The organism is Streptomyces sp. NPDC017246 (assembly GCF_044331325.1).
Classification (GTDB): Bacteria; Actinomycetota; Actinomycetes; order Streptomycetales; family Streptomycetaceae; genus Streptomyces.
On record NZ_JBIRMW010000007.1, the window covers coordinates 411,302 to 435,684 of the forward strand.

25 protein-coding genes and 1 riboswitch are annotated in these 24,383 nt (G+C 72.4%); of the genes, 11 read left to right on the plus strand and 14 right to left on the minus strand.

Annotated features, from left to right (window positions below; all coding sequences use genetic code 11):
- Nucleotides 1–4 precede the first annotated feature (4 nt).
- Nucleotides 5–1,156 (minus strand): AraC family transcriptional regulator, encoded by a 1,152-nt coding sequence (locus tag ACH4MY_RS19455; protein WP_398004565.1) that lies wholly within the window; start codon nt 1,154–1,156, stop codon nt 5–7.
- 221 nt (nt 1,157–1,377) lie between these two features.
- Here ACH4MY_RS19455 and ACH4MY_RS19460 point away from each other — a divergent pair, with 221 nt between their 5' ends.
- The gene (locus ACH4MY_RS19460) at nt 1,378–1,785 is read left to right on the plus strand and encodes a Rieske (2Fe-2S) protein (RefSeq protein WP_398004567.1); all 408 of its coding nucleotides are present in this window, start codon (nt 1,378–1,380) and stop codon (nt 1,783–1,785) included.
- A 40-nt stretch (nt 1,786–1,825) separates the two neighbouring features.
- Here ACH4MY_RS19460 and ACH4MY_RS19465 read toward each other — a convergent pair whose 3' ends face one another.
- Nucleotides 1,826–2,518, minus strand: a complete 693-nt coding sequence (locus tag ACH4MY_RS19465) for a cysteine hydrolase (RefSeq protein ID WP_398004569.1) — start codon at nt 2,516–2,518, stop codon at nt 1,826–1,828.
- A 78-nt stretch (nt 2,519–2,596) separates the two neighbouring features.
- On the opposite strand from ACH4MY_RS19465, the gene ACH4MY_RS19470 reads away from it, so the two are divergent.
- Nucleotides 2,597–3,064, plus strand: coding sequence for a pyridoxamine 5'-phosphate oxidase family protein (locus ACH4MY_RS19470; RefSeq protein WP_398004571.1), 468 nt, complete (start codon nt 2,597–2,599; stop codon nt 3,062–3,064).
- A 12-nt stretch (nt 3,065–3,076) separates the two neighbouring features.
- On the opposite strand, the gene ACH4MY_RS19475 is transcribed toward ACH4MY_RS19470, so the two are convergent.
- Nucleotides 3,077–3,979, minus strand: coding sequence for a LysR family transcriptional regulator (locus ACH4MY_RS19475; protein ID WP_398004573.1), 903 nt, complete (start codon nt 3,977–3,979; stop codon nt 3,077–3,079).
- 73 nt (nt 3,980–4,052) lie between these two features.
- Between ACH4MY_RS19475 and ACH4MY_RS19480 the strand changes: the two genes are divergently transcribed.
- The gene (locus ACH4MY_RS19480; RefSeq protein WP_398004575.1) at nt 4,053–5,075 is read left to right on the plus strand and encodes a DMT family transporter; all 1,023 of its coding nucleotides are present in this window, start codon (nt 4,053–4,055) and stop codon (nt 5,073–5,075) included.
- Between the two features lie 68 nt (nt 5,076–5,143).
- Here the strand turns inward: ACH4MY_RS19480 and ACH4MY_RS19485 are convergent, their stop codons facing one another.
- On the minus strand, nt 5,144–6,478 hold the full coding sequence (locus ACH4MY_RS19485) for an aminotransferase class I/II-fold pyridoxal phosphate-dependent enzyme (protein WP_398004577.1): 1,335 nt from the start codon (nt 6,476–6,478) through the stop codon (nt 5,144–5,146).
- Between the two features lie 35 nt (nt 6,479–6,513).
- On the opposite strand from ACH4MY_RS19485, the gene ACH4MY_RS19490 reads away from it, so the two are divergent.
- Nucleotides 6,514–7,185 (plus strand): pyridoxamine 5'-phosphate oxidase family protein, encoded by a 672-nt coding sequence (locus tag ACH4MY_RS19490; RefSeq protein WP_398004579.1) that lies wholly within the window; start codon nt 6,514–6,516, stop codon nt 7,183–7,185.
- 47 nt (nt 7,186–7,232) lie between these two features.
- Nucleotides 7,233–7,877, plus strand: coding sequence for an FMN-binding negative transcriptional regulator (locus ACH4MY_RS19495; RefSeq protein WP_398004581.1), 645 nt, complete (start codon nt 7,233–7,235; stop codon nt 7,875–7,877).
- A gap of 70 nt (nt 7,878–7,947) precedes the next feature.
- Here ACH4MY_RS19495 and ACH4MY_RS19500 read toward each other — a convergent pair whose 3' ends face one another.
- The 3 genes from ACH4MY_RS19500 to ACH4MY_RS19510 all read right to left on the minus strand — a co-directional run bounded on the left by ACH4MY_RS19500 (nt 7,948) and on the right by ACH4MY_RS19510 (nt 10,764).
- Nucleotides 7,948–8,913, minus strand: coding sequence for a DMT family transporter (locus ACH4MY_RS19500; RefSeq protein ID WP_398004583.1), 966 nt, complete (start codon nt 8,911–8,913; stop codon nt 7,948–7,950).
- A gap of 175 nt (nt 8,914–9,088) precedes the next feature.
- Entirely contained in the window at nt 9,089–10,087 is a 999-nt protein-coding gene (locus ACH4MY_RS19505; RefSeq protein ID WP_398004584.1) for an EamA family transporter, read from the minus strand.
- A 41-nt stretch (nt 10,088–10,128) separates the two neighbouring features.
- The gene (locus tag ACH4MY_RS19510) at nt 10,129–10,764 is read right to left on the minus strand and encodes a Clp protease N-terminal domain-containing protein (RefSeq protein ID WP_398004586.1); all 636 of its coding nucleotides are present in this window, start codon (nt 10,762–10,764) and stop codon (nt 10,129–10,131) included.
- A gap of 286 nt (nt 10,765–11,050) precedes the next feature.
- On the opposite strand from ACH4MY_RS19510, the gene ACH4MY_RS19515 reads away from it, so the two are divergent.
- Both ACH4MY_RS19515 and ACH4MY_RS19520 read left to right on the plus strand, forming a co-directional pair.
- Complete coding sequence (locus tag ACH4MY_RS19515; RefSeq protein ID WP_398004588.1) at nt 11,051–11,275, plus strand: hypothetical protein; 225 nt, start codon at nt 11,051–11,053, stop codon at nt 11,273–11,275.
- Between the two features lie 68 nt (nt 11,276–11,343).
- Nucleotides 11,344–11,772 carry an SRPBCC family protein gene (locus ACH4MY_RS19520; protein ID WP_398004590.1) on the plus strand — a complete coding sequence of 143 codons (429 nt, stop codon included), beginning with the start codon at nt 11,344–11,346 and terminating at the stop codon, nt 11,770–11,772.
- A gap of 121 nt (nt 11,773–11,893) precedes the next feature.
- Here the strand turns inward: ACH4MY_RS19520 and ACH4MY_RS19525 are convergent, their stop codons facing one another.
- Nucleotides 11,894–12,505 (minus strand): PadR family transcriptional regulator, encoded by a 612-nt coding sequence (locus ACH4MY_RS19525; protein ID WP_398004592.1) that lies wholly within the window; start codon nt 12,503–12,505, stop codon nt 11,894–11,896.
- A gap of 181 nt (nt 12,506–12,686) precedes the next feature.
- Between ACH4MY_RS19525 and ACH4MY_RS19530 the strand changes: the two genes are divergently transcribed.
- On the plus strand, nt 12,687–13,496 hold the full coding sequence (locus tag ACH4MY_RS19530; RefSeq protein ID WP_398004594.1) for a PhzF family phenazine biosynthesis protein: 810 nt from the start codon (nt 12,687–12,689) through the stop codon (nt 13,494–13,496).
- A gap of 66 nt (nt 13,497–13,562) precedes the next feature.
- Here ACH4MY_RS19530 and ACH4MY_RS19535 read toward each other — a convergent pair whose 3' ends face one another.
- Nucleotides 13,563–14,345 (minus strand): CPBP family intramembrane glutamic endopeptidase, encoded by a 783-nt coding sequence (locus tag ACH4MY_RS19535; RefSeq protein ID WP_398004596.1) that lies wholly within the window; start codon nt 14,343–14,345, stop codon nt 13,563–13,565.
- 132 nt (nt 14,346–14,477) lie between these two features.
- Entirely contained in the window at nt 14,478–15,977 is a 1,500-nt protein-coding gene (locus ACH4MY_RS19540; protein ID WP_398004598.1) for a glutamate--cysteine ligase, read from the minus strand.
- A 480-nt stretch (nt 15,978–16,457) separates the two neighbouring features.
- Here ACH4MY_RS19540 and ACH4MY_RS19545 point away from each other — a divergent pair, with 480 nt between their 5' ends.
- Together ACH4MY_RS19545 and ACH4MY_RS19550 are read left to right on the plus strand one after the other, a co-directional pair.
- On the plus strand, nt 16,458–17,048 hold the full coding sequence (locus ACH4MY_RS19545) for a hypothetical protein (protein ID WP_398004600.1): 591 nt from the start codon (nt 16,458–16,460) through the stop codon (nt 17,046–17,048).
- 332 nt (nt 17,049–17,380) lie between these two features.
- Nucleotides 17,381–17,587 carry a DUF5999 family protein gene (locus ACH4MY_RS19550; RefSeq protein WP_041662108.1) on the plus strand — a complete coding sequence of 69 codons (207 nt, stop codon included), beginning with the start codon at nt 17,381–17,383 and terminating at the stop codon, nt 17,585–17,587.
- Nucleotides 17,588–17,703: 116 nt separating this feature from the next.
- Here ACH4MY_RS19550 and gcvP read toward each other — a convergent pair whose 3' ends face one another.
- Nucleotides 17,704–20,589, minus strand: coding sequence for an aminomethyl-transferring glycine dehydrogenase (gene gcvP / locus ACH4MY_RS19555; RefSeq protein WP_398004602.1), 2,886 nt, complete (start codon nt 20,587–20,589; stop codon nt 17,704–17,706).
- A 176-nt stretch (nt 20,590–20,765) separates the two neighbouring features.
- Nucleotides 20,766–20,865: riboswitch (glycine riboswitch) on the minus strand.
- A 113-nt stretch (nt 20,866–20,978) separates the two neighbouring features.
- Between gcvP and ACH4MY_RS19560 the strand changes: the two genes are divergently transcribed.
- Nucleotides 20,979–21,344 (plus strand): PRC-barrel domain-containing protein, encoded by a 366-nt coding sequence (locus tag ACH4MY_RS19560; protein ID WP_398004604.1) that lies wholly within the window; start codon nt 20,979–20,981, stop codon nt 21,342–21,344.
- 139 nt (nt 21,345–21,483) lie between these two features.
- Here ACH4MY_RS19560 and ACH4MY_RS19565 read toward each other — a convergent pair whose 3' ends face one another.
- From ACH4MY_RS19565 to ACH4MY_RS19575, 3 genes are all read right to left on the minus strand, one after another.
- On the minus strand, nt 21,484–22,872 hold the full coding sequence (locus ACH4MY_RS19565) for a DNA polymerase IV (protein ID WP_398004606.1): 1,389 nt from the start codon (nt 22,870–22,872) through the stop codon (nt 21,484–21,486).
- A 164-nt stretch (nt 22,873–23,036) separates the two neighbouring features.
- The gene (locus tag ACH4MY_RS19570; RefSeq protein ID WP_398004608.1) at nt 23,037–23,714 is read right to left on the minus strand and encodes a MerR family transcriptional regulator; all 678 of its coding nucleotides are present in this window, start codon (nt 23,712–23,714) and stop codon (nt 23,037–23,039) included.
- Between the two features lie 192 nt (nt 23,715–23,906).
- Nucleotides 23,907–24,380, minus strand: coding sequence for a bifunctional nuclease family protein (locus ACH4MY_RS19575; protein ID WP_015032172.1), 474 nt, complete (start codon nt 24,378–24,380; stop codon nt 23,907–23,909).
- Nucleotides 24,381–24,383: the final 3 nt, after the last annotated feature.

The window sequence follows — 24,383 nt, forward strand, 5'->3', positions numbered from 1 at the left end:
CAGGTCACGGTCCCCGCCCGTGCGACCGCCCCTCCCCTTCGACGGCGGAACGGGCACACGAGGCGACCCGGGCCCGGTACGCCCGGGGCGTCTCGCCCGTCCAGCGCCGGAACGCCCGGTGGAACGCGCTGGGTTCGGAGAACCCGAGCCGGCGCGACAGCCGTTCGATCGAGATCCGTCCCGCCGCCAGCTCGGCGATGGCGTGGTCGCGCCGCACCTGGTCACGCAGCCGCTGATACGTGGTTCCCTCGGCGGCCAGTCGGCGGCGCAGGGTCTGCGGGCTGACGGACAGCCGGTCGGCGAGCTCCTCGGGCGTCGGCACCGGCCCTTCGGGCAGCGCCCGCCCGATCAGATGCCGCACCCGGCCGGTCACCGTACTGCCGTAGTCGGCGCGGACGAGCACGTCGACGGGGGCGCGGCGGAGGAAGACCTTGAGCGCGGCGGCGTCCCGCAGGACCGGTTCGTCGAGGTCCGCGCGGTCGAAGACGACCGCGGTCCGTGCCGCGCCGAAGACACAGGGCGCCGCGAACAGGAGGGCGTACTCCCGGGCGTGCCGGGGCTCGGGGTGGACGAACTCGACCCGGCGCAGACCGATCCGTCGCCGGACGAGCCAGCCGGCGAAGCGGTGCGCGACGAGGACGGTGGACTCGGCGCCGAAGTGGAGGGGGTCGTCGTATCCGGAGACGTCGAACTCCATCCGGGCCTCGTCGACGCCGTCGTCCCAGGTCCCGCCCACGCCGTCGACGACGCCCCTGCTCCCGTCTCCGGCCCCGCCCGCGACCCCGCCGGGCTCCACGAGCCGGAAGCGCGGTCCGCCCGGGAAGAGGGAGTAGAAGGCCTGGGCCCGCCGGAGCGCCTCGCGCAGGTCACGGCTGCCGTGGACCACGGCATGGGCCATCATCGCGAAGGTGCCGACCTTGCTCGGCGCGCCGCCGAAGCCGATGAGCTCGTCGTCGAGGGTGGCCCACAGCATTCTGACGAGCTGTCCGAACTGTTCCGCGGGGACCCGCGCCGTCCGGTCCGGGTCCCGGGGTTCCTCGATCAGCGCCGGGGACAGGCCGGCTCGGGCGAGCAGCGGCCCGGTGGCGACCCCGCGCCGCTCGGCGCCCAGCAGCACGGCCCGCACGTGATGGGCGCTCACCGACCGCGTCAGCATGCGCGTCTCCCCCGTTCCCGGCCGCGTCCCGCTCCGGGATCGCCGGGGCGCCGAAGCTGGACACTTTCACTGAAGAGTGTCCAGGTTCTGACACTCTACTGAGAACTGTAAGGAAGCGAACGCCCGATCCTGTGAACGGGACACAGCTCACAGCCGTACCTTCGGGCAGATACGACGGACACGACAGTGCACCGAACACACCGAGGGAAGAGGGGCATTACATGAGCGGAGTGGCACGCCGGACGGTGGTCGCGGCGGCGGGCGGAGCGGGCCTCGCGGCAGCACTCACCGCGTGCGGCGGCGGGGGCGGCGGCGCGAACGACAAGGACGCGGCGACGGAGGGCGAGACCCTCGCACGCACCGGGGACATCCCCGTGGGCGGCGGGAAGGTCCTCGCCGACCAGGGCATGGTGATCACCCAGCCCAAGGCCGGCGAGTTCAAGGCCTTCTCCTCGAAGTGCACCCACGCGGGCTGCGCCGTGAGCGGCGTCAAGGACGGGGTCATCGTCTGCCCCTGCCACCAGAGCCACTTCGACGTGTCGGACGGCAGCGTGAAGTCCGGCCCGGCGACCTCCCCCCTGCCGCCGACGCCGATCCAGGTGGTGGGCGACGCGATCAGCCTCGGCTGACGGCACCCCGGAGGCCGCCTCGAACGACGGCGCCTCGGGGTCAGCCCCGGTCCGCGGCGCCCCCGGTGGCCCCGGAACGCCTCGGGAGCCTCCAGCACGCCAGCACCTCGTCGGTGGTGGTGATCGTGGCGACGAGGGCGAGGGTGTGACGGATCATCGCGGGGGTGTAGTCGGCCGGCACCCCCGCGATGGCGTCCCCGGGCACGACCACCGTGTAGCCGAGGTTCACGGCGTCGAAGACGGCGTTGGGCACGGCCACGTTGGCGGAGACGCCGGTGACGATCAGCGTCCGGCAGCCGAGGTTGCGGAGCAGCGGGTCGACGTCGGTCCCGGCGAGCGGCGACAGCCCGTGCAGGCGCCGTACGACGAGGTCCTCCTCCGCGACCTGGATCGGTTCGGCGATCCGTACCGCCCTGCTCCCGCTGTGCTGCTGGACGGGCAGCCGGGTCGCGGCCCGGAAGAGCCGGGCGTTGCTGTTGGCCCCCCGCCCGTCGGGACGCCGTTCGGCGACGGCGTGGATCACCTGGACGTCCACCTCGTGCGCGGCGGCGACGAGCCGTGCGACATTGCGCAGGGCTCCCGACGCGCGGGCGACGGCGGCCAGTTCGGGCAGGGCACTGTCCGGCCCGACGACCCCCTGCTGGCACTCGACGGTGAGCAGGACGACTCCGCCGTCCGGACCGATCCGCTCGGCGAGCCGCTCCTTGGAACCCCGCCCCTGATCCTGTCCCATGGTCTCTCCCCTTGCACGCGCGCGAATGGCCCCTCATGCTTTCTGACGTCTCATCAGAAATCCAGAAGGGTGCGGACGATGACCGTCGCACAGCGCCGTGGACGCCGGATCATGATGACCCCGGCCGAGCTCGACTCCTTCCTCTGCGAACAGCGCACCTGCCGGGTCGCGACCGTCTCCGCCGACGGCCGCCCGCACGTGAGCGCGCTCTGGTTCGCCTGGGACGGCTCCTCGCTGTGGCTGTACTCGCTGACCCGCAGCCGCCGTTGGGCGGAGCTGCGCGCCGACCCGAGGGTCGCCGTCGTGGTGGACGACGGCGAGGAGTACGGCGAACTGCGCGGGGTGGAGCTGTCGGGCTCGGTCGTCTTCGTCGGCGAGGCACCGCGGACGGGCGAACCCTGCCCCGGGCTCGACGTGCCCGAGCAGCTCTTCGCCGCCAAGAACTTCGGCCTGGACGCGATGCCGCACGACGGCCGGCACGCCTGGATGAGACTGACGCCGGACGCCGTCGCCTCCTGGGACTTCCGCAAGCTGGCGGGCCCCTGAGCGGCCCGGACCTCAGGGCGCCAGAGGCTCGGCCGCCGCGCGCAGCGCCCCGACGACGGCCCGTACGGAGGGGCGGCGGCCCGCGTCGGCGCGCCAGGTGGCGTAGATGTGGCGCCGCACCGTCTGCCGTACGGGAACGAAGACGACGCCGTCCGGCACCGGACGGCCGAGCCGGGGCGTGACGCACACCCCGAGTCCGGCCGCGACGAGCGCCAGCTGTGTGTGGTGCTCCCCCGCGAGATGGCCGATGCGGGGCTCGATGCCCTGGGAGCGCAGGGTGAACATGAGCCAGTCGTGGCAGAACTCGCCCTCCGGCCAGGACACCCACTCCTCGTCGGCGAAGTCCACCAGGTCGACCGCCTCCCGCCCGGCCAGCCGGTGCCCGGCGGGCAGGGCCACGTCGGCGGAGTCGTCGAGGAGATGGGTGCGCTCGAGTCCGCCGGGCACCGGCGCCCGCTTGTTGCTCCAGTCCAGGACGAGCGCGAGGTCCGCGTCGCCGCGCAGCACCGCGCGGACTCCCCGCTCGGGCTCCAGTTCCGTCGTACGGACCAGGAGTTCGGGGTGTCCCTCGCGCAGGGAGGCGAGTGCGGCGGGGAAGAGGCCCCGGGCCGCGGTGGGGAAGCCAGCGACCCGCACCTCGCCCACCACCTGGCCGCGCTGGGCCTCGATGTCGGCCTGGGCCATCTGGACCTGGGAGAGGATCCGGGCCGCGTGCCCGGCCAGCAGCAGCCCGGCGTCGGTGAGCCGTACGCCCCGGCCGTTCTTGGCGAGCAGCTGCTGCCCCACCTCGCGCTCCAGCTTGGACAGCTGCTGGGAGACGGCCGAGGTGGTCACGTGCAGTCCGTCGGCCGCGCCGCTGACCGATCCGTGCCGGGCGACGGCGTCGAGGGTGCGCAGACGCTCCAGATTCAACATGTAAGCGATACTAAGGGAAGGGGTCGAGGAATTCTCGCTTGTCCTAAGACGTCGAGCCCCGCAATCTGAGGGCATGAGCCCCGTAGCCCCGACCTCGCCCTCCTCCCCGCCCACCACGCGCGGCGTCCGCGCACCGCGTCTGCTCGACTGGCGCGTCCGGTTCGGCGTCCTGGCCCTGATCTGGGGCTTCAGCTTTCTTTTCATCAAGGTCGGCACCGAGGGCTTCGCCCCGTTCCAGGTCACCTTCGGGCGTCTTCTGTTCGGTACGGCGGTGCTCGCCGTCGCCCTGGTCGTGAAGCGCGACCGGCTGCCGCGCGGCGCCCGGGTCTGGGGTCATCTGACGGTCGCGGCCTTCCTCCTCAACGCGCTGCCGTTCTCCCTCTTCGCGTACGCGGAGCTGACCATCCCGTCGACCCTGGCGGGCATCTGCAACGCCACGACCCCGCTGTGGGGCATGCTGCTCTCCCTCGTGGCGCTCTCCGAGGACCGTCCGACCCGGGTCCGCGCGGCAGGTCTGGGCATCGGTTTCGTGGGAGTGCTCACCGTCCTCGGCGCCTGGCAGGGCTTCTCGGGACTCGACGTGACCGGTACGGCGCTGGCGCTCCTCGCCTCGTTCAGCTATGCGGTCGGCTGGATCTACGTCCGCAGGACGCTGAGCGGCAGCGGCGTCTCGAACCTCTCGCTGGCCGGCTCCCAGGTGGGTCTCGCGACCCTGCAACTGGCGATCGTCACCCCGCTGTTCACCTCGATCCCGGAGTCGGTGGAGGTGCTGCCACTGCTCGCCGTGATCGCGCTCGGCGCGCTGGGGACGGGGTACGCGATGCTGCTCCAGTACGGGGTGGTCGCGGAGGTCGGTCCGACGACGGCGGCCATGGTCACGTACTTCATCCCGGTGGTCGCCACGGCGGCGGGCGTGGCCGTGCTGGACGAGCAGCTCACCTGGAACACCCCGGTCGGCGCCCTCGTGGTCCTCGCGGGCGCGGCTCTCACCCAGACCCGCACCTCCCGGCGCGCGAACACGAGCCCGCCCGCGGCGCGGGAGCGGACCGCCGTCCCGGAGACGGCCCCGCGGGAGCGGCCCACCGCCCGGGTCTGACCCGGGGGCTGTGACCCACGGGCCACAGCCTTCGCGGCGGCCCGCCTCCCCCCTCCGCGGCCGCGCCCCTACCCGTAGCTCCGCGCCACCACCGGACCGGCCGCCCGCGCCACGGCGTCGGCCAGCGTCTCGACGTCCGCGACGGCGAGGCCGGAGACGGTCAGGCGGATGGCCGGCCCCGTGTTCATCCGGAACCGCGCGCCCGGCGCCACCGCCCATCCCGAGGCGAGGAGCCCCGTCACGGCGCCCGTCTCGTCGGCGACCGGGACCCACACGTTCATGCCGCTGCGTCCATGGGCCTCGACACCGCGCCGGGCGAGGGCCCGTACGAGTCCGTCGCGCCGCTTCCCGTACGCGCGTGCGACGACGGCGGGGTCCACCGCCTCCGCGGCCCAGAGGTGCGCGACGGTCCGCTGGAGAAGCCGGCTGACCCAGCCGGGGCCGAGCCGCTGCCGCCCGAGCACTCGGTCGACGGTCTCGGCGTCGCCGGTGAAGGCGGCGATCCTCAGGTCGGGCCCGTAGGCCTTGGCGACCGACCGGATCAGCACCCAGCGGTCGGTGCCGCCGGCCAGCGGGTGGAGTGGCTGCGCGACGATGCCGTGCCCGTGGTCGTCCTCGACGAGCAGTACGCCGGGGTGCGCGGCGAGGACCCGCCGCAGTTCCCGCGCCCGCTCCTCGGAGACACAGGCCCCGGTCGGGTTCTGCGCCCGGTCGGTGATGATCACCGCCCGCGCCCCGTCCTTCCGGACGGCGCGCTCGACCTCCTCGGGCAGCGGCCCCTCGTCGTCGACGGCGATGGGCACGGGGCGCAGTCCGAGCGCGGGCACCAGGTCGAGGAGGCTGCCCCAGCCCGGGTCCTCGACGGCGACTGCGTCGCCCGGCCGGAGATGGACGGCGAGCACCCGTTCGACGGCGTCGAGGGAGCCCGAGGCGACGCCGACGGGCCCGTCCGGTACGCCGTCCGCGTCGAAGGCGGCGCGCGCGAGTCGCCCGAACTCCTCGTCGACGGGGGCCTCTCCGTACATGCCGGGCCGTTCGGCGTACCGCCGCGCGACATCGGCGAAGGCCTCGCCGAGCGCGGGCAGCAGGACCGGGTCGGGGCTGCCGTTGCTGACGTCGCGGACCCCCGCGGGGGCCTCCACCCGGATGGAGCCGCGCGCGGTCGTGGCGGGGCGCGGGCGTACCCGGCTGCCGCGCCGGCCGTCGGTCTCGATGACCCCGCGTTCGCGCAGGGTGCGGTAGGCGGCGGCGACGGTGTTCGGGTTCACTCCGAGCATGGCCGCCAACTCACGCATGGGCGGAAGGAGTTGACCCGGCTGCAGAGCCCCGGCGCCCACCCCTCTCTCCACGCTCGCCGAGATGTCCGATGCGCGACGACCTTCGATCCGATACTCTCCTAGCACAAATATGAGTATGCACTAGTGCAATGGAGTACGCAATGACCACCGCCGCCGACACGTACGCGCCGACCGACCGGACCGTGCCCACCCGCTCCCGCCAGCGTGCCTCGTACGACAAGGCGCTGGTCCACTCGATACTCGACGAGGCCTACGTCTGCCACCTCGGCTTCGTCCGCGACGGCGCGCCGGTCGTCCTCCCCACGCTCTTCGGCCGCGTCGGCGACCGCCTCTACGTCCACGGCTCCACCGGCTCACGGCCGCTGCGCGCGGCCGGCGACGGCGTGGCGGCACCCGGTCTGCCCATCTGCCTGACCGTGACCCACGTCGACGGCCTCGTCCTCGCCCGCTCCGCCTTCCACCACTCCCTCAACTACCGTTCCGTCGTCGTCCTCGGCACCGCCCACCAGGTCACCGACCCCGAGGAACTGCGCACCGCCCTCGACGCCCTGGTCGACCAGGTCGTCCCCGGCCGCTCCGCCGACTCGCGCCCCGCGAACGCCAGGGAACTCGCCGCCACCGCCGTGATCCGCCTCGACCTGAACGAGGTCTCGGCGAAGGTCCGCACCGGCGGCCCCAACGACGACCCCGAGGACCTCGCCCTCCCCCACTGGTCCGGCGTGGTCCCGGTGCGCGGCGGCTACGGCGCGCCGGTTCCGGCCGACGACCTCGACCCGGCCGTCGCGCTGCCCGGCTACCTGACCGCGCTCTGAGGCGTAGGACACGAGAAGACCGACCGACGACGAAGGACCGGGAGACGATGCTGATCCACCCCTGGGACGCCGCCCACGACGAGGGGGAGTGGCGCGACTGGCTCTCCCGGCACGACTTCGGGCAGCTCGCCGTGAACGGTCTGCCCGGAGATCCGCCGTGGGTACAGCCGATGCACTTCCGGTACGAGGCCGAACCCGGCCCGTACGGCCGGGCCCTGGCCCATCTGGCCCGCCCCAACCCGCTGTGGCACGCCCTGGAGGCGAACCCGGCGGTGCTGCTCAGCGTGGTCGACGACTACGTCTTCGTGCCCGGCACGTGGACGGCCCCGGAGGGCACCCCGTCCGCGCACGGCACCCCCACCTCGTACTACGCCGCCGTCCAGCTGCGCTGCACGGCGCACGTGGTCGACGACCCCGCGGAGAAGGCCGAGCTGCTCAACCGCCAGGTCGCCCACTTCCAGCCGGACGGCGGCACCACCCCGGCCGTCCCGGGCGAGGCCCCGTTCGGCCGCCTCCTGCCCGGCATCCGGGTGCTGCGGCTCGAGGTGACGGAGGTGCGGGCGAAGTTCAAGTACGCGGGCAACAAGCCGCAGGAGGTCCAGGACCACGTCATGGACCGTCTGGCGGAACGCGAGGGCCCCCGCGACCTGGCGGCACGGTCCCACCAACTGCGCCGCCGCACGACCGGCTGACACCGGTACGGGGTGGGGCGAAGCAGCAGAGCCCCGACCCGTACCGGCGGAGGCACGGGCCCCGCCCCGGCTACACCGCCACCGGCTCCCGCCGGCGTTCCGCCGCCGCCGTCCTGGCCTCCGCGAAGGCCAGGCCCGTGACGGCGGTGAGCAGCAGCAGCGTGCCGAGCACGATCGCCGCGGTGAGCCGCTCGCCGAGCAGCGAGACGGCGATCACGGCCGCGCTCACCGGCTCCAGGAGCATGATCACGGAGACCGTGGCGGCCCGCACGACCGCCGCCCCCGCGAAGTACAGCGCGTACGCGAGCGCGGTCGGCACGGCCGCCACGTACACGAGGAGGAGCAGCACGCTCACCGGCGCGTCCGTGTGCGGCACGAGGCCCTCCGCGAGCGCCGCGGGGAACAGCCCGACCGTCCCGACGGCGAACGCCCAGGTGGTGGTGGACAGGGCGTCCGTCCCCCCGCCGTCACGGCCGAGCCAACGGGTGAGCAGCGTGATCGCCGCGTATCCGGCGGCCGAGACGACCGCGAGGGCGACACCCAGCGGCCGCACCTCCGCGGCCCCGCCGCCGAGGACGAGGACGAAGAGCCCGGCGAGCGCCCCGGTGACGGCGGTGACCCCGCCGCGGCCGAGACGCTCGCCCATGGTCAGCCGGGCACCGACCGCGATGAGGACGGGTCCGGCGCCCAGGGTGACGACGGTGCCGACCGCAAGGCCGGTGGCCTGGACGGCGGCGAAGTACGCGCTCTGGAAGACCGTGAGGCCGATGCCCGTGCCGAGGATGCGGGCCGTCCGGCGGCCTCGGGTCTCCCCGGCCGTCCGGGCGGCACCGCGCCGGGGCCGCAGGGCGAGCGCGCCGAGCAGCAGGGCGAGACCCCCGACGCAGCGCCAGAAGGAGAGGGCCAGCGGGCCCATGTCGCTGATGCGGAAGATCAGCGAGGCAGCGGCGCCGGCCGTGCCCCAGGCGATCCCGGCGACGATCAGATAGAGCAGGCTCCGCCCGACGGACAGGGCGGATTCCGAAGTGTTCGACACGTGACTTCTCCGTGGAAGACAGGAGGGAAGGGTGGTCGCTCGGCTCCGCGCGCGGGCAGCGACGAACCGCTCGGGGGCGAGGTGTCGCCCGGCCGAACCCGGTCTTCGTCGAGGAGGTCTCCGCGCGCGCTAGGCGGCGGGAGGCGGAAGCACGGTCGCATGCATGATCGGCACCCTAGGGGGCCGTCCGCCCGGACGACAACTCCGCGTCCAGGCCGGCCGCGCCGGCGTCCGCCGGCGAACCGGCCACGGGCCCCGCCGGGGGCGCCTTCGGCGTCGAGGACTGGGCGATGAAGGCCCCCACCAGCACCACCGCGCCTCCGACGATCTGCGGCGCGTCGAGGTGCTCGCCGAGCAGCACCCAGGCGAGGACTGTCGCGATGACGGCTTCGAGGCAGGCCACCACACCGGCCACCTGCGGGGAGAGCCTGCGCACCGAGATGACGCCGGTGACGTACGCGAGGACGGTGGCGATCAGCACGATCCAGCCGAGCAGCAGCCACGCGGGCACGGCGTCGCCGTCCATGTCGGCGCTGCCGCCGAGGAGCGCCCAGTCCATGCCCCACGGACGGGCGACGACCGTCAGGACGAGCGCGCCGACGAGGAGTCCGTAGGCGATGACGCCGAGCGGGTCGGCGGGCTCGGCCTCACCGGATCCCTGGTCCGAGAGGACGAAGTAGCCGACCTGGCAGCAGGCCGCGGCGAGCGCCAGGAGCAGCCCGCCGAGGTCGAAGGTGAGCCCGGACCAGACCTGGACGACACAGGCGAGCCCGCCGACGGCCAGGACGACGCCGAGGGCGGCGCCGCGGGTCACGGGCCGGCGCTGGACGAAGCGGACCCAGCCGAGGACGAGGGCCGGGGCGAGGTACTCGATGAGCAGCGCGACGCCGACGGGGATGCGGGAGATCGAGGCGAAGTAGAAGGCCTGGACACCGGCGACGGCGAGCAGGCCGAAGCCCACGAGGAGGGCGGGTTTGCGGCGCAGGAGGTCACGGTGGCGCCAGGCCACCGGGAGCATGACGAGGGCGGCGCCGGCGACCCGGAGCCACACCACATGGAGCGGGTCGAGTCCCGCCTCGATGAGCGGCTTCGCCGCCACTCCTGAACCACCGAATGCGAAGGCCGATGCCAGGGCGAGTCCCAGGCCGGCGCTTCTCCCCTGAGACGCGTGCATCGGGCCATGATGACAGGACCAGGTCAGGGCCGTAACCCCCGTTACACCTGTTGAGACGGCTCCCCGTGGCGCCGCGGAACGATCCCTTCCCCCAGGGCGGCGGCATGCGTGGCGCCGGCGCCCGATTCGGCGGCGCGACCTCTGTCGGATCCGGCCCCGAAGCCACCGTCGGACCCGGCGGCGCCCCCGTCGGATCCGGCCCCGGCGGCGCCGGACGTACGCACCTCGGCCCGGGCGGCCAGCGCGCCCGGATCGACCCCGGCGCGGCGCAGCACCTCGACGGCCCGGCTCCCGGGGTCGGCGGCGACGACGGCGAGGAGGTCGACACCGCGCGCCTGGGTCTCACCCCGTTCCGCGGCCCGCCGGAAGGCCTCCTCCAGGGCGGCGGACGCGGCCGGCGACCAGCCGGAGCCCCGGGGGTCCCGGGACTCGGCCCCGCGCGCGGCGGGCAGCAGGCGCCGGGCGCCGGAGTCCTCGACCGAACGCTGCCAGCGCAGGCCGTAGCCGATGGAGCGCTGCACGAGGTAGCCGAGGACGCGGGCGAGCTGGTGTCCGCCCTCGAACGCGGCACCGACCTCGGGGTCGGACTCGATGAGCGAGTGCAGGAGGTGTGCGGTGTCGATCTGCCGGTCCCCGTCCCGCAGCGCTCTTCGGCGGGCACCCGTCACGACCGTCATGAGGGACGGCGTCAGAAAGGGGGCGAGCTCCGCGCGCGGGGCGGCGGGCTGCCGGAGCGACCGCTGAGGAAAAGGGACGGGACTGTGCACCCTCCCACCTCATCAGGCCGGGGCGGCCGGAACATCACCAGGGAGAAGCATGTCCGCATCCCACCGGAGTTGGGCACGCGCGCACGGTTCCTCCTCCTTGCGGATGAGATCGCGCGCGTTGCCCCCACGGGGCGCGCGCCGCCTTGCTTTGCGCCCCCGACGCAACCACAGGCCCTCCCCCGTACGTCCTCCGGTCGTGTTCTGGATGGTGGCCCTGCTCGCGCGCGACGGGCGGCAGTACGTCTACCGGGTGTACGCGCCCCGGGAGGCGCTGCCGGCCGATCTGTTCTGGGCGGCCTTCCACTGTCACGAGGAGGACGGGGCGCCACGGGCCTCCGACAGCTTCGACGTGGCCGAGATCTGGTGGATCGGGGACGCGGCGGGACCGGCCGCCGCAGAACTGACGGTTCATCAGTATTGAATGTTCGCGGCCACCCCGCTACGTTCCGCGACACCGGAACCAGTTGGTACGCGTGAAGGGGTGGTCTCATGGCCGAAGTCAGCGCGGAGGCACGCATCGAGGCACCGGCCGGAAAGGTCTGGGCACAGCTCATGGACTTCCCCTCGTACGGCGAGTGGAACGCCACCCACACCAACTTCCCGAACGGCGGCCCCGGCTCCCTGGAGACCGGCGCCACCTTCACCGAGAACATGAAGCTGATGGGCTTCCCCGCCGAAGTGCTCTGGACGGTCGAGGAGCTGGAGTCCGAGCGCGCCCTCGCCATCAAGGGCAAGGGCCCGATGGGCGTCGTCGTCACGACGCGCTACTCGCTGGCGGCGGACGGGGACGCGACCACCGTCCGGATCGACGGCACGTTCACCGGCGCGGCGGTCTCACTGATGGCGGGCAAGCTCAAGGACTCGGCCACGGCGGCGCTGACCGAGTCGCTGCGCAAGCTCACGGGCCTGGTCGCCTGAGGCGCGGCCCCTCACGCACGCACACCGAAGGGTCCCGTGGCGCGTGCCACGGGGCCCTTCGGCCGATCCCTGCCGCCGGACCGTCCGGCCCGCGGGCCGGACTCGGCCCGTACGGGCACCGTCAGTCCTCGTCGGCCAGGATCAGGTACAGCTTCTTGCGGGCCTCGTTGATCACGCCGACCGCCTTCTGCCGCTGCTCGACGGTGCCGGTCTTCCAGACCTGGCCGAACGCCTCCATCAGACCGAAACCGGCCTGCCGGATCTCGTTCACCGCCTCCCAGTCGACGCCGCGCCCGGCCTCCTCCCAGGGAGCCTCGGGGCCGTCCTCGGCCTCGGCGCGCCCGGTGTCGGTGAGCGTGAACAGCTTCTTGCCGCCCTCGCTCGCGCTGGTGATCAGCCCCTCGTCCTCCAGCATCTGGAGGGTGGGGTAGACCGAACCGGGACTGGGCTTCCAGGCCCCGTCGCTGCGCTCGCCGATCTCCCGGATCATCTCGTAGCCGTGCATCGGGCGGTCCTTCAGGAGCGCCAGGATCGAGGCGCGCACGTCACCGCGCCGCGCCCTTCCCCGGCCGCCCCCGCGGCCGCGGCCGCCACCGAAGGGGCCCCCGCCGAAGCCGGGCCCGAAGGGCCCGAACGCCGCACGCCGCCCCTCGAAGTCACCACGAGGGCCGGGGCCGCAGCCTCCGCGGCCGGCTCCGTGTCCGTTTCCGTACTCGTGTCCATGTGAACGCATCGCAACGCTCCTTCCATCGGATTCACTCGCTGAACTGTCGCGATGCGTCAACGATATATCGGAACTGTTCGTCGAGCAAGCATCCCGACTGTTTCGCCGAACCCCGCAGGTCACGAGCCCGGTCCAGTTCTCCGCGATTGGCCTTGGCCCGCCGTCTTCCGCCCCCGGTACGGTCGGCGACATGCGGATCCGAATCGTCGACGCCTTCACCGACCAGCCCTTCTCCGGCAACCCGGCCGGAGTCCTGCTCCTCGACTCCTTCCCGGACGACACCTGGCTCCAGAAGGTGGCCGCGGAGGTCAACCTCTCCGAGACGGCCTTCGCCCACCCGCTGCCCGCCGGCGGCGAGGCGGACTGGGCCCTGCGCTGGTTCACCCCCACCACCGAGGTCGACATGTGCGGCCACGCCACGCTGGCCACCGCCCACGTCCTGCACTCCACCGGCACCGCGAGCGGCGCCGTCCGCTTCGCGGCCCGCTGCGGCATCCTCGGCGCCACCGCCGAGACGGACGGCACGATCACCATGGACTTCCCGACCTCCTCCCTCACCCCGGTCCCCGCACCCGCGGGCCTGGAGAAGGCGCTCGGCGCCGAGGCCGTCGCCGTCCACGACACGGCCGAGCACATCGGCGACCTCGTCGTCGAGCTGCGCGACGAGTCCACCGTGCGCGCGCTCACACCGGACTTCGCCGCCCTGAAGGGCCTCTCCTCCCGCGGGATCATCGCGACCGCCGCCGCCGAACACCCGGACAGCGGCTACGACTTCGTCTCCCGCGGCTTCTTCCCCGGCGTCGGCATCGACGAGGACCCGGTCACCGGCAGCGCCCACACCGCGCTCGCCCCCTACTGGTCGGCCCGGTTCGGCCGCGACGACCTCGTCGGCTTCCAGGGCGGCGCCCGTACCGGCATCGTCCGCACCCGGCTGCGTGGTGCGCGGACCCTCCTGAACGGCCACGCGGTCACGGTCGTCGAGGGGGAGCTGCACGCCTGACCACCGGGGCCGCGAAACACCGAAGGGGCGTACGGAGAATCCGTACGCCCCTTCCTCGGCGAGACCTCACACCGTGGGCAGCCAGCCCACCTTCCCCGCGAGCAGCCCGTACCCGACGAAGGCCACGATGTCGAGCAGCGCGTGTGCCACGACCAGCGGCCCGACCCGCCCCCAGCGCCGGTACAGCAGCACGAAGACCACACCCATCACCACATTGCCGACGAAGCCGCCGATCCCCTGGTAGAGGTGGTACGAGCCGCGCAGCACCGAGCTCGCCACCAGCGCGGCCATCGGCGTCCACCCCAACTGCCCCAGCCTGCGCAGCAGATAGCCGACGACGACGACCTCCTCCAGGACGGAGTTCTGGATCGCCGAGAGGATCAGTACCGGGTACTTCCACCACACCTCGGGCAGCGACTCCGGCACCACGGTCAGGTTGAAACCGGTCGCCCGCGCCCCGAGGTAGAAGGCCAGCCCCGCACTCCCGATGCCGGCCGCGAGCAGCGTGCCGCGCCCGAGGTCGGGCCAGGGCCGCGTCCGGTCGAAGCCGAGGGCCCGCATCCCGGAACCCTCCCGCATCAGCAGATGGGCCACGAGCAGGACCGGTACGAGGGCCGTGGCGATGCCGAAGAGCTGCCAGGAAAGGTCGAGCCACGGCCGACCCGGCGCGTACGAGCCGTTGAGCGTCGCAGCCTGCTCCTTCAGCGCCCCCGACTTGGTGAGGGAGCCGATGAAGCTGATGAGGGACGACACGGCGCTCGCCCCGAGCGAGAGCGCGAGGACGATCAGCGTCTCGGAGCGCAGCACCCGGCGCGACAGACCGTCCGGGGGCAGGGAAGCGTCACTCACTCGTTGCTCCGACACCACACCTGTCTCCACTTCACGGTCGCGGACGGACGCCGTCGCGGCGGCGTCCGGATCACTCTGCCATGATCGGCCGCCGCCCCGCCCACGCCCCCGGGCCCCGCCGGGGTGGAGGCCTCAGTCGATCCCCACCGGCCAGGTGTGCACCGGCTCCCCCTCGTGCATCAGGGTTCGGTAGCGGCGGGTGGTCGCCGCGAGGGCCGCCTCGCGGTCGAGCCCCGACTCCAGGGCCCGGTGGAAGGTGTCGGCCTGCCAGGAGGCGCCGTTCACCCGCCGAAGACAGCGCTGTTCGATCACGCCCAGGTAGAAGTCACGGTCGGCGGGCTCGATGTGCCAGGCGTCGAGTCCGGCCGCGGCGAGCGGCAGCAGCTCGTCGAGGACGAGCCGTACCGCGGGGAGGGTCGCGACGCCGCCCGCGCGGCCCGAGCGGGGCCAGCGCAGCTCCGCCTCGATGCCGTGGCGGCAGGCGGTGTCGAAGTTGGCCTCGGCGTCCTCGAAGGTCATGCGTTTCCAGACCGGCCGGGGATCGTCGGCCAGTGAGCGGACGAGTCCGTAGTAGAAGGCCGCGTTGGCGATGACATCGGTGACGGTCGGCCCGGCCGGCAGCACCCGGTTCTCCACCCGCAGATGGGGGACGCCGTCGACCCAGCCGTACACGGGCCGGTTCCAGCGGTAGACGGTGCCGTTGTGCAGGACGAGTTCATGGAGGTGCGGCACCCCGCCCCCGTCGAGGACCAGGAGCGGGTCCTCCTCGTCGCAGATGGGCAGCAGCGCGGGGAAGTACCGCAGGTTCTCCTCGAAGAGGTCGTACACCGAGTCCACCCACCGCTCCCCGAACCAGGTGCGCGGCCGGACGCCCTGGGCCTGCAGCTCGGGCGGCCGGGTGTCGGTGGCCTGGGTGAAGAGCGGCGGCCGGGACTCGCGCCACAGCTCTCGGCCGAAGACGAAGGGCGCGTTGGCGCCGAGGGCGATCTGGACGCCGGACACCGCCTGCGCCGCGTTCCACACGGCGGCGAACCGGGCCGGTGTGACCTGGAGATGGAGCTGGACCGAGGTGCAGGCCGCCTCGGGAACGATCGACTCCGAGGTACAGAGCAGCCGCTCGACACCATGGATGTCGAGCGTGAAGTCCTCGCCCCGGGCGGCGAGGATCTGGTCGTTGAGCAGCGTGTAGCGGTCCGCGGCCGACAGGTTCTCGTAGACCAGGTCGTCCTGTGTGAGCGTGGGCAGTATGCCGATCATGACGACGCCCGCGTCGAGTTCCCCGGCCTTGCGGTCGGCATATCCGATTCCGGTGCCGATCTCCTCCGCGAGCCGGTCGAATACGCGCCCGCCGAGCTGGTGGGGCGCGATGTTCACTTCGAGGTTGAACATTCCGAGTTCTGTCTGGAAATCGGGGCTCGCGATCTTTTCGAGAACCGGCCCGTTCAGCATCCGGGGCAGTCCGTCGGCGCCGGCGAGATTGAGTTCGATCTCCACGCCCATGAGATTGCGCGGACGGTCGAACCTCTTCTCCGCCAGGAGTCTCGCGAGCCCCGCGAGGCACTGCTGGAGCTTTCTCCGGTACTGCTGCCGGTCGGACGGGCCGAACCCGTCGGCCGCGACCTTCTCCCCCATCGAAGCGTCCCTCCCAGAGTGGGCAGCCGCCAGGACGGCCGCGCGTCACGGACGATGATGCCCACCCCACTGATCCACAACGCCTGCGAAGGAGGGCTGTCGGAGGATAGGCTGGATGCTGCGCTCCACCGTCACATCCCGAGGGCACCGAACAATCGACATATACCAATGTCATATTGATCCGGAAGCGGTGGGATAAATTCAGCCGTCCAGCCTTGCGAGGAATACGCAGGTGAGAGCGGCGCCGCTCAGGGATTGCGCTTCTGCGGCCCATGTTTTACGGCTTGATGACGCCTTGTCAGGAATATCGGCGACGTCTAGCGGAAACACTGTGTGAACACGTGTCGTATAAACTCCGCGGACGAGGCAGAGTGTTGGCGCCCGGCCATGGCCTCATGGCCCCCCTCTGGCCCCGCCGCCGACAGCGCCGTCGTACCTGCCCACGCATCACCGTGTCTCCTGAGTGAGAGGCGACCCACCATGCTCCGACCCTCCCCGGCCCCTGCGCCGGCCCTCCGCAGTGTCCTCGCGGCCCTCGGCTCACCGACCGCCGTCCGTGAGGCGCGAACTCCCGCCCTGCGGGCCGCGCAGGGACCACTGAGCCCCGAACTCCCCCTGCCCGTACACGTACTCGGCGTCACCGGCGAACCGGGGCAGGCACCCCGCACCCGCCTCGTCGGCTGGCGCTTCCTGATCAGGAACGGGGACCGGGCGATCGCCGCCGCGGACACCATGCTGACCCCGGACGGCTGGTCCTTCTCCCACTTCTTCGAGGGGCCGTACGTCACCGCCACGGAGCTGGCGCTGCACCAGGCCGAAGCGCTGCCCGTCCCGTACCAGCCGCGCCTGCTCTCCGTACCGGAGCTCTACATGCTGACGCTCTGGCTGCACGCCGAACCGGAGGCGGACGGCTCCACCACCGCCCCGGCCGCGGCCGACCTGCTGGTGCCACTGGCCCCCGCCCCGCCGGGGATCGCGGCCCACCGCCCCTACCAGGTCGCCGATCTCCTGCCCGTGCTCAGTACGCGTCTCGCGCCGCCGCCCCTCCTGGGCTCGCCGGCGCCCGCCTGATACACCGCACGGGCGTCACCGCCCCGTGACCCGCCCGGGTCACGGGGCGCACTGCTGTGTGAGCAGCCTGCCCGAACGCTCCGCCCGAACACCCCGCCCGGACGGACTAGCCCACTGGGACCACCCCGAACCACCCGAAGAGACGGTGCAGTTGACCTGAACCGCCCCTGCGGGTGATGCGTCTTCCCAGGAAAGGACGAGCTGCCGCGAAATACCTGCGGAAGACCGTCCGTGCGGCAAGACTGGGATCGGAACCCAACCGACCGACGGGGGCGGCGATGAGCGCGAACAGCCGCAGGACATCCACCACGACGCAGCGAAAGAACCCATCCATGTGCCAGCACCAGCCTGCCTGTCCCACCGCCGACTCCGCCGACCGGGAGGCGGCCCGACTGACGGCACACCACCCGGAACAGGGCTGGAGCCTGCTGTGCAACGGCGTCCTGCTCTTCGAGGACACCGGTGAACTGCTGCCCGACGGGCAGATCATCGCCCCCCACCGGCCGCTGACGGCGGGGCAGGTGACGACCGCCGCCTGAGGGCGCGGCCGGCACCGGACGAGGAACAGGCGCGGAACGCCGAGGGCCGGCCCGGAGAAATCCTCCGAACCGGCCCTCACATCATGCGCGGTCGCCTGACGCGTCCGACGTCGTGCTCAGTTGTCGTACTCGTCCAGCGGCGGGCAGGAGCAGACCAGGTTCCGGTCGCCGAAGGCACCGTCGATGCGGCGCACCGGCGGCCAGTACTTGTCGGCGGCCGAGACCCCGGCCGGGAAGACGGCCTCGTCCCGCGTGTACGCGTGGTTCCACTCGCCGCCCAGCGCGGCCGCGGTGTGCGGCGCGTTGTGCAGCGGGTTGTCGTCGCCGGGCCAGTGGCCCGAGGAGACCTTCTCGATCTCGCCACGGATCGCGATCATCGTGTCGCAGAAGCGGTCGATCTCGACCAGGTCCTCGGACTCGGTCGGCTCGATCATCAGCGTGCCGGCCACCGGGAACGACATCGTCGGCGCGTGGAAGCCGTAGTCGATCAGGCGCTTCGCGATGTCGTCGACCGTGACACCCGTCGCCTTCGACAGCGGGCGCAGGTCCACGATGCACTCGTGGGCGACCAGACCGGCCGGGCCGGTGTAGAGCACCGGGAAGTGCGGCTCGAGGCGCTTGGCGATGTAGTTCGCGGCGAGCACGGCGACCTGGGTGGCGCGCTTGAGGCCCTCGCCGCCCATCAGACGCACGTACGACCACGAGATCGGCAGGATGCCCGCCGAGCCCCACGGGGCGGCCGAGATCGGGCCGACACCCGTCTCCGGGCCCGCGGTGGGCTGGAGCGGGTGGTTCGGCAGGTACGGGGCGAGGTGCGCGCGGACACCGACCGGGCCGACGCCCGGGCCGCCGCCGCCGTGCGGGATGCAGAAGGTCTTGTGCAGGTTCAGGTGCGAGACGTCGCCACCGAAGTGGCCCGGCTTGGCCAGACCGACGAGCGCGTTGAGGTTGGCACCGTCGACGTACACCTGGCCGCCGGCCTCGTGCACCTCGGCGCAGATGTCGGCGACGTGCTCCTCGAAGACACCGTGCGTGGACGGGTAGGTGATCATCAGGACCGACAGCTCGTCGCGGTACTGCGTGATCTTGGCGCGCAGGTCCTCGACGTCGACCTCGCCGTCGTCGGCGGTCTTGACGACGACGACCTTCATGCCGGCCATCACCGCGGAGGCCGCGTTCGTGCCGTGCGCGGAGGACGGGATCAGGCAGACGGTGCGCTGCTCGTCGCCGTTGGCGCGGTGGTAGGCGCGGACGGCGAGGAGACCGGCCAGCTCGCCCTGCGAACCGGCGTTCGGCTGGATCGACACCTTGTCGTAGCCGGTGACCTCGGCGAGACGGTCCTCCAGCTCGGTGATCAGCGTGACGTAGCCCTGCGCCTGCTCGACCGGCGCGAAGGGGTGCATCTGACCGAACTCGGGCCAGGTCACCGCCTCCATCTCGGTCGTCGCGTTCAGCTTCATCGTGCAGGAACCGAGCGGGATCATGCCGCGGTCGAGCGCGTAGTCGCGGTCGGCGAGCTTGCGCAGGTAGCGCAGCATCGAGGTCTCGGAGCGGTGCGCGTGGAAGACCGGGTGGGTCAGGTACGCGTCGGAGCGCAGCAGAACGGCGGGCAGCGTGTCCTCGGTGGTGGCGTCCAGGGCCTCCACATCGGCGGTGACGCCGAAGGCACCCCACACGGCGGCGAGCTGCTCGCGCCCGGTGGTCTCGTCGCACGAGATCGACACCTGGTCGGCGTCGACGCGGTAGAGGTTCACACCGGCCTCGCGGGCGGCGGCCACGACCTCGTCGGCCCTGCCGGGCACGCGGGCGGTGAGGGTGTCGAAGAAGGCGCCCTGGGTGAGCTCCACGCCCCCGGCGGTCAGGCCGGCGGCGAGGATCGCGGCGTACCGGTGGGTGCGCTGCGCGATGCCCTTGAGGCCGTCGGGGCCGTGGTAGACGGCGTACATGCCGGCCATGACCGCGAGCAGCACCTGAGCGGTACAGATGTTGCTGGTGGCCTTCTCGCGGCGGATGTGCTGCTCGCGGGTCTGCAGGGCCAGGCGGTACGCGCGGTTCCCGTCGGCGTCGACGGAGACACCCACCAGACGGCCGGGCAGGGATCGGGCGTGCTTGTCCTGGACGGCCATGTAACCGGCGTGCGGGCCACCGAAGCCCATGGGCACGCCGAAGCGCTGCGTCGTTCCGACGGCGATGTCCGCGCCGAGCTCACCGGGCGAGGTGAGCAGGGTCAGCGCGAGCAGGTCGGCGGCGACGGTGACGATCGCGCCGAGCTCGTGGGCGGCGTCGATCAGCGGCTTGATGTCGCGGACGGCACCGGAGGCGCCGGGGTACTGCAGGAGCACACCGAAGACACCGCGCTCGGCGATCTCGGCCGGGATGCCCTCGGACAGGTCGGCGACGACGACCTCGACACCGGTCGGCTCGGCGCGGGTCTCGATGACGGCGATCGTCTGCGGCATGGTGTCGGCGTCGATGAGGAAGACACCGTTCTTGACCTTGCCGACGCGCCGCGCGAGCGCCATGGCCTCGGCGGCCGCGGTGCCCTCGTCGAGGAGGGAGGCGCCGGAGGTGGGCAGACCGGTCAGGTCGGCGACCACGGTCTGGAAGTTCAGCAGCGCCTCCAGGCGCCCCTGCGAGATCTCCGGCTGGTACGGCGTGTACGCCGTGTACCAGGCCGGGTTCTCCATCACGTTCCGCAGGATCACCGGCGGAGTGAAGGTGCCGTAGTAGCCGAGGCCGATCATGGGCGCGAGGACCTGATTGCGGTCGGCGAGCGTGCGGAGCTCGGCCAGGACCTCGGCCTCGGTGCGCGCGGACGGCAGGCTCAGAGCCTCGGTGTTCTTGATGACGTCCGGCACCGCGGCGGCCGTGAGCTCGTCGAGGGAGCCGTAACCGACCTGGGCGAGCATCTTGGCACGCGCCTCGGCGTCGGGCCCGATGTGCCGCTGCTCGAACGGGATGCCCTGTTCGAGTTCGGAGAGCGGAATGCGGTTGGCGGTCATGTACGGAGGCCTCCTGGTCGTCACGACCTGCGAGGGGCACCACGGCGCGGGTACCCGGACGGCCTCCCCCTCTGTCATCTCAACCTGAGAGTTTCACCGGCACGCCCCAGGGCACGCCGGCTTTCACCGTCGGTGAGAGCGCATGCCGTGGACACCGCTCTGCTTTCCAGAGTGACCTCGTCCGCGCGGTACAGGGGCCTGAGAGATTCCGGGGAGGATTTGCTCCTTCGGCGCCCTCCGGAAGGTTTCTCCGGGGGACTCTCCCGCACAGGGTCGACAGCCACAGCCAGCCTACCAGCGCTGTTGCGGCTTCCATCGCTCAAGTGGCCGACATCCCAGATGTGCACTTTCGTAGGGGTGTAGAGCAGTTGCGACCAGTTGGAGGGACCGTGCAGACCGATATCGATCCGCGCAGCCTGATCGGCCGCAAGGCGTACGACCGGAACGGACACAAGATCGGAACCGTGGACGAGGTGTACCTGGACGACGCGACCGGCATCCCCGAGTGGGCGGCGGTCCGCACCGGCCTGTTCAGCCGGGACGCCTTCGTCCCGCTGGAGCCGAGCGACCTGCTCGACGACGGGCTCCACATCCCGTACGAACGAGCCCTCATCAAGGACGCCCCCGACTTCGGTGTGGGCCGCCATCTCTCCCCGGAGCAGGAACTCCAGCTCTACCGCCACTACAGCCTGGCGCTCCCCCCGCCCCCGACGGACACCCCTGACACGGATTTCGGCCGCTTGGCAGGCCAGTAGAAGCCCGGGAGACGAGCCGCGGCCGCCACGAACGGGACCCCGACCCACCCGCGGCCCCGCGCAGCGGGTGCAGGCGGTGGTGGAGGGTGCGGGTGAGATCCCGGATCCCGCCGCTGCGGGTCGCTCCCGATCGCCCCCGTCACCCCCCGCCCACCAGAGGCAACGCCTCCCCCGGCACAAGATCCGGATCGTCCACCGCGAAGGTCCGCACCCGCCCCGGCTCCGACCCCGGCTCCTCGAATCGCACGGTGACCCGCCCGACCCCGCTCCCCTGCACCCAGCCCGCCCCGTACACCGCGTGCCGCACGTCGTGCCCGGGCGACCAGTGCCGCTCCACGGGCTGATCGGCCACGGGCTCGGCGGGGGCGGCGACAGCGGGTACGGCGGCCTCGCCGCCCACCACCCCGTCGACGGCCCCCGCGTCGGCCTCGGCCTCGGCCGCCTCCGCCTCGGCCCGGGTGGCCTGGGCGAAGAGATCCTCCTGCGTGTAGTCCGCGAGCCCGCTGACCCCGACCCCCAGCAGGCGCACGCCCCCCGTCGTGTCGACGGACTCGAGCAGCCGCCCCGCCGCCTCACGCACCACACCGGGGTCGTCCGTGGGCCCCCGGAGCGTCTCGGACCGCGTCAGCGTCGAGAAGTCGAACCGGCGGACCTTGAGCACGATGGTCCGCCCGGAGTGCCCGGAGGCCCGCAGCCGCCCCACACACCGCTCCGCGAGCCGCTCCACCTCGACCCTGATCCCCACGCGGTCGTGCAGGTCCACGTCGAAGGTGTCCTCGACGGACACCGACTTGGCGTCCCGCTCGGCCACCACGGGCCGATCGTCGTACCCCTGGGCCATCAGGTACAGCGAGGCCCCGTGCGCCCGCCCGAGAAGCCGTACGAGCTCGTCCTCGCCCGCTTCCGCGAGGTCGGACACCGTGGTCATCCCGGCCCGCCGCAGGTGCTCACCGGTGGCGGGCCCGACCCCGGGGAGGATCCGCACGGAACGGGGCCCGAGCAGCTCCCGCTCGGTCCCCGGTTCGATCAGGACGAGCCCGTCGGGCTTGGCCTCCTCGGAGGCGATCTTCGCGATCATCTTGGACCCCGCGAGCCCCACGGACCCGCTGAGTCCGGTCGTCGCCAGGATGTCGACCCGCAGCCGCTCCCCTGCGGCCCGGGCGCCGGCGCTGTCGTCGGCCACGCCCCCGGCCTCCAGGTCCACGAAGGCCTCGTCGAGGCTCAGCGGCTCCACGAGCGGGGAGAGCCGCCCGAGCAGCTCCATGACCTGCTCGCTGATCGACCGGTAGAAGGCGAAGCGGGGTACGAGGTAGGCGGCGTTCGGCGCGAGCCGCCGCGCCTGGCCCATGGGCATCGCCGAGTGCACTCCGAAACGGCGGGCTTCGTACGAGGCGGTGGCGACCACACCCCGGGGCCCGAGACCTCCGACGATCACGGGTTTTCCGCGCAGGCTGGGCTTCGACGCCTGCTCTGCGGCGGCGAAGAACGCATCCATGTCGAGATGCAGGATGGTGGGCGCGGCTCTCACACGTCCGATGCTGCCTCACACCACTGACAACGCCGCCCCACCACGGCGCGCGGCACCACCGCAGGCCACCGCCACGCCATCTCGGCGACGCACGCCGACGACGTCGCGCGGCACCGCAGCGCACCGCAGCGCACCGACGCACCGCCGACGGGCCCGATCGGTCCTCAGACCGCCCTGTCCCGCCGCCGCCTCGCCAGCTCGTCCCCCGGGTTGTTCCCCACGAGCGTCTCGCCGGTGTCGACCCGCTCCCCGTGGAGCTGCGAGAGCGCCGCCTCGACGTCCCGCCAGACCACCCCGACGGCGATGCCGAAGACACCCTGTCCGCCCTGGAGGAGGTCGACGACCTCGTCCGGCGAGGAGCACTCGTACACCGTGGCCCCGTCGCTCATGAGCGTCATCCGCTCCAGATCGCGAAAGCCCCGCGCGCGCAGATGCTGCACGGCGGCCCGGATGTTCTGCAGGGCCACCCCGGTGTCGAGGAAGCGCTTGACGATCTTCAGCACGACGACGTCGCGGAAGCTGTAGAGCCGCTGGGTCCCCGACCCGTACGCGGGCCGCACACTCGGCTCCACGAGCCCCGTGCGCGCCCAGTAGTCCAATTGGCGATAGGTGATCCCGGCCGCCGCACAGGCCGTCGGACCGCGGTAACCGACCACCTCGCCCGCCGAGCCCGGGCCGGCGTCGGTTCCGGAGCCCGGACCGCCCCCCGGCCCCGCGACCGAACCGGTGCCCGCACCGGCGTCCGTACCGAAGTCGCCGACACTGCCGTGAAGCGGATACGGACCGCTCCCTGCGGACACGCGTCCGAGCGAGCTCCCTGCCGTACCGTCCGCGCTGCTCATCACGCCGACCCTCCGTCCTTGACCTGCCCACACGAAGGTAGGCAGTCACTCGGGGTGCGTCAACGATCGCCACACTCGGCACGCCGAGTGATAATCACCCTGAGAGTGGTTTCCCGTCTCTCTCGCCGGGGAAAGGCTACTCGAATGCTCTGACAGCACCCCGCGAACGGCCCTCGGCCGCGCCGCGTCGACTCACTGGCTGTTGGTCCCGAAATCCTCCGGTGAGATCTGGTCGAGGAACTCGCGGAACTTCTCCACCTCGTCCTCCTGCTCATCCGGAATCGCGATACCGGCGTCGTCCAGCACCCCGTCACTGCCGTAGATCGGCGTACCGGTCCGCAGGGCCAGTGCTATCGCGTCCGACGGCCGCGCGCTCACCTCGACGCCGCTGGCGAAGACCAGCTCGGCGTAGAAGACCCCGTCACGCAGATCCGTGATGCGGACTTCGGTGAGTTCCTGTCCCACGGCCTCCAGCACGTCCTTGAAAAGGTCGTGCGTCAGCGGCCGCGGAGGCGCCATCCCCTGCTGCGCGAAGGCGATCGCGGTCGCCTCACCCGGTCCGATCCAGATGGGGAGGTACCGATCGCCTCCCACTTCACGCAGGAGCACGATCGGCTGGTTGGAGGGCATTTCCACCCGGACACCCACAACGTCGAGCTCGTTCACACA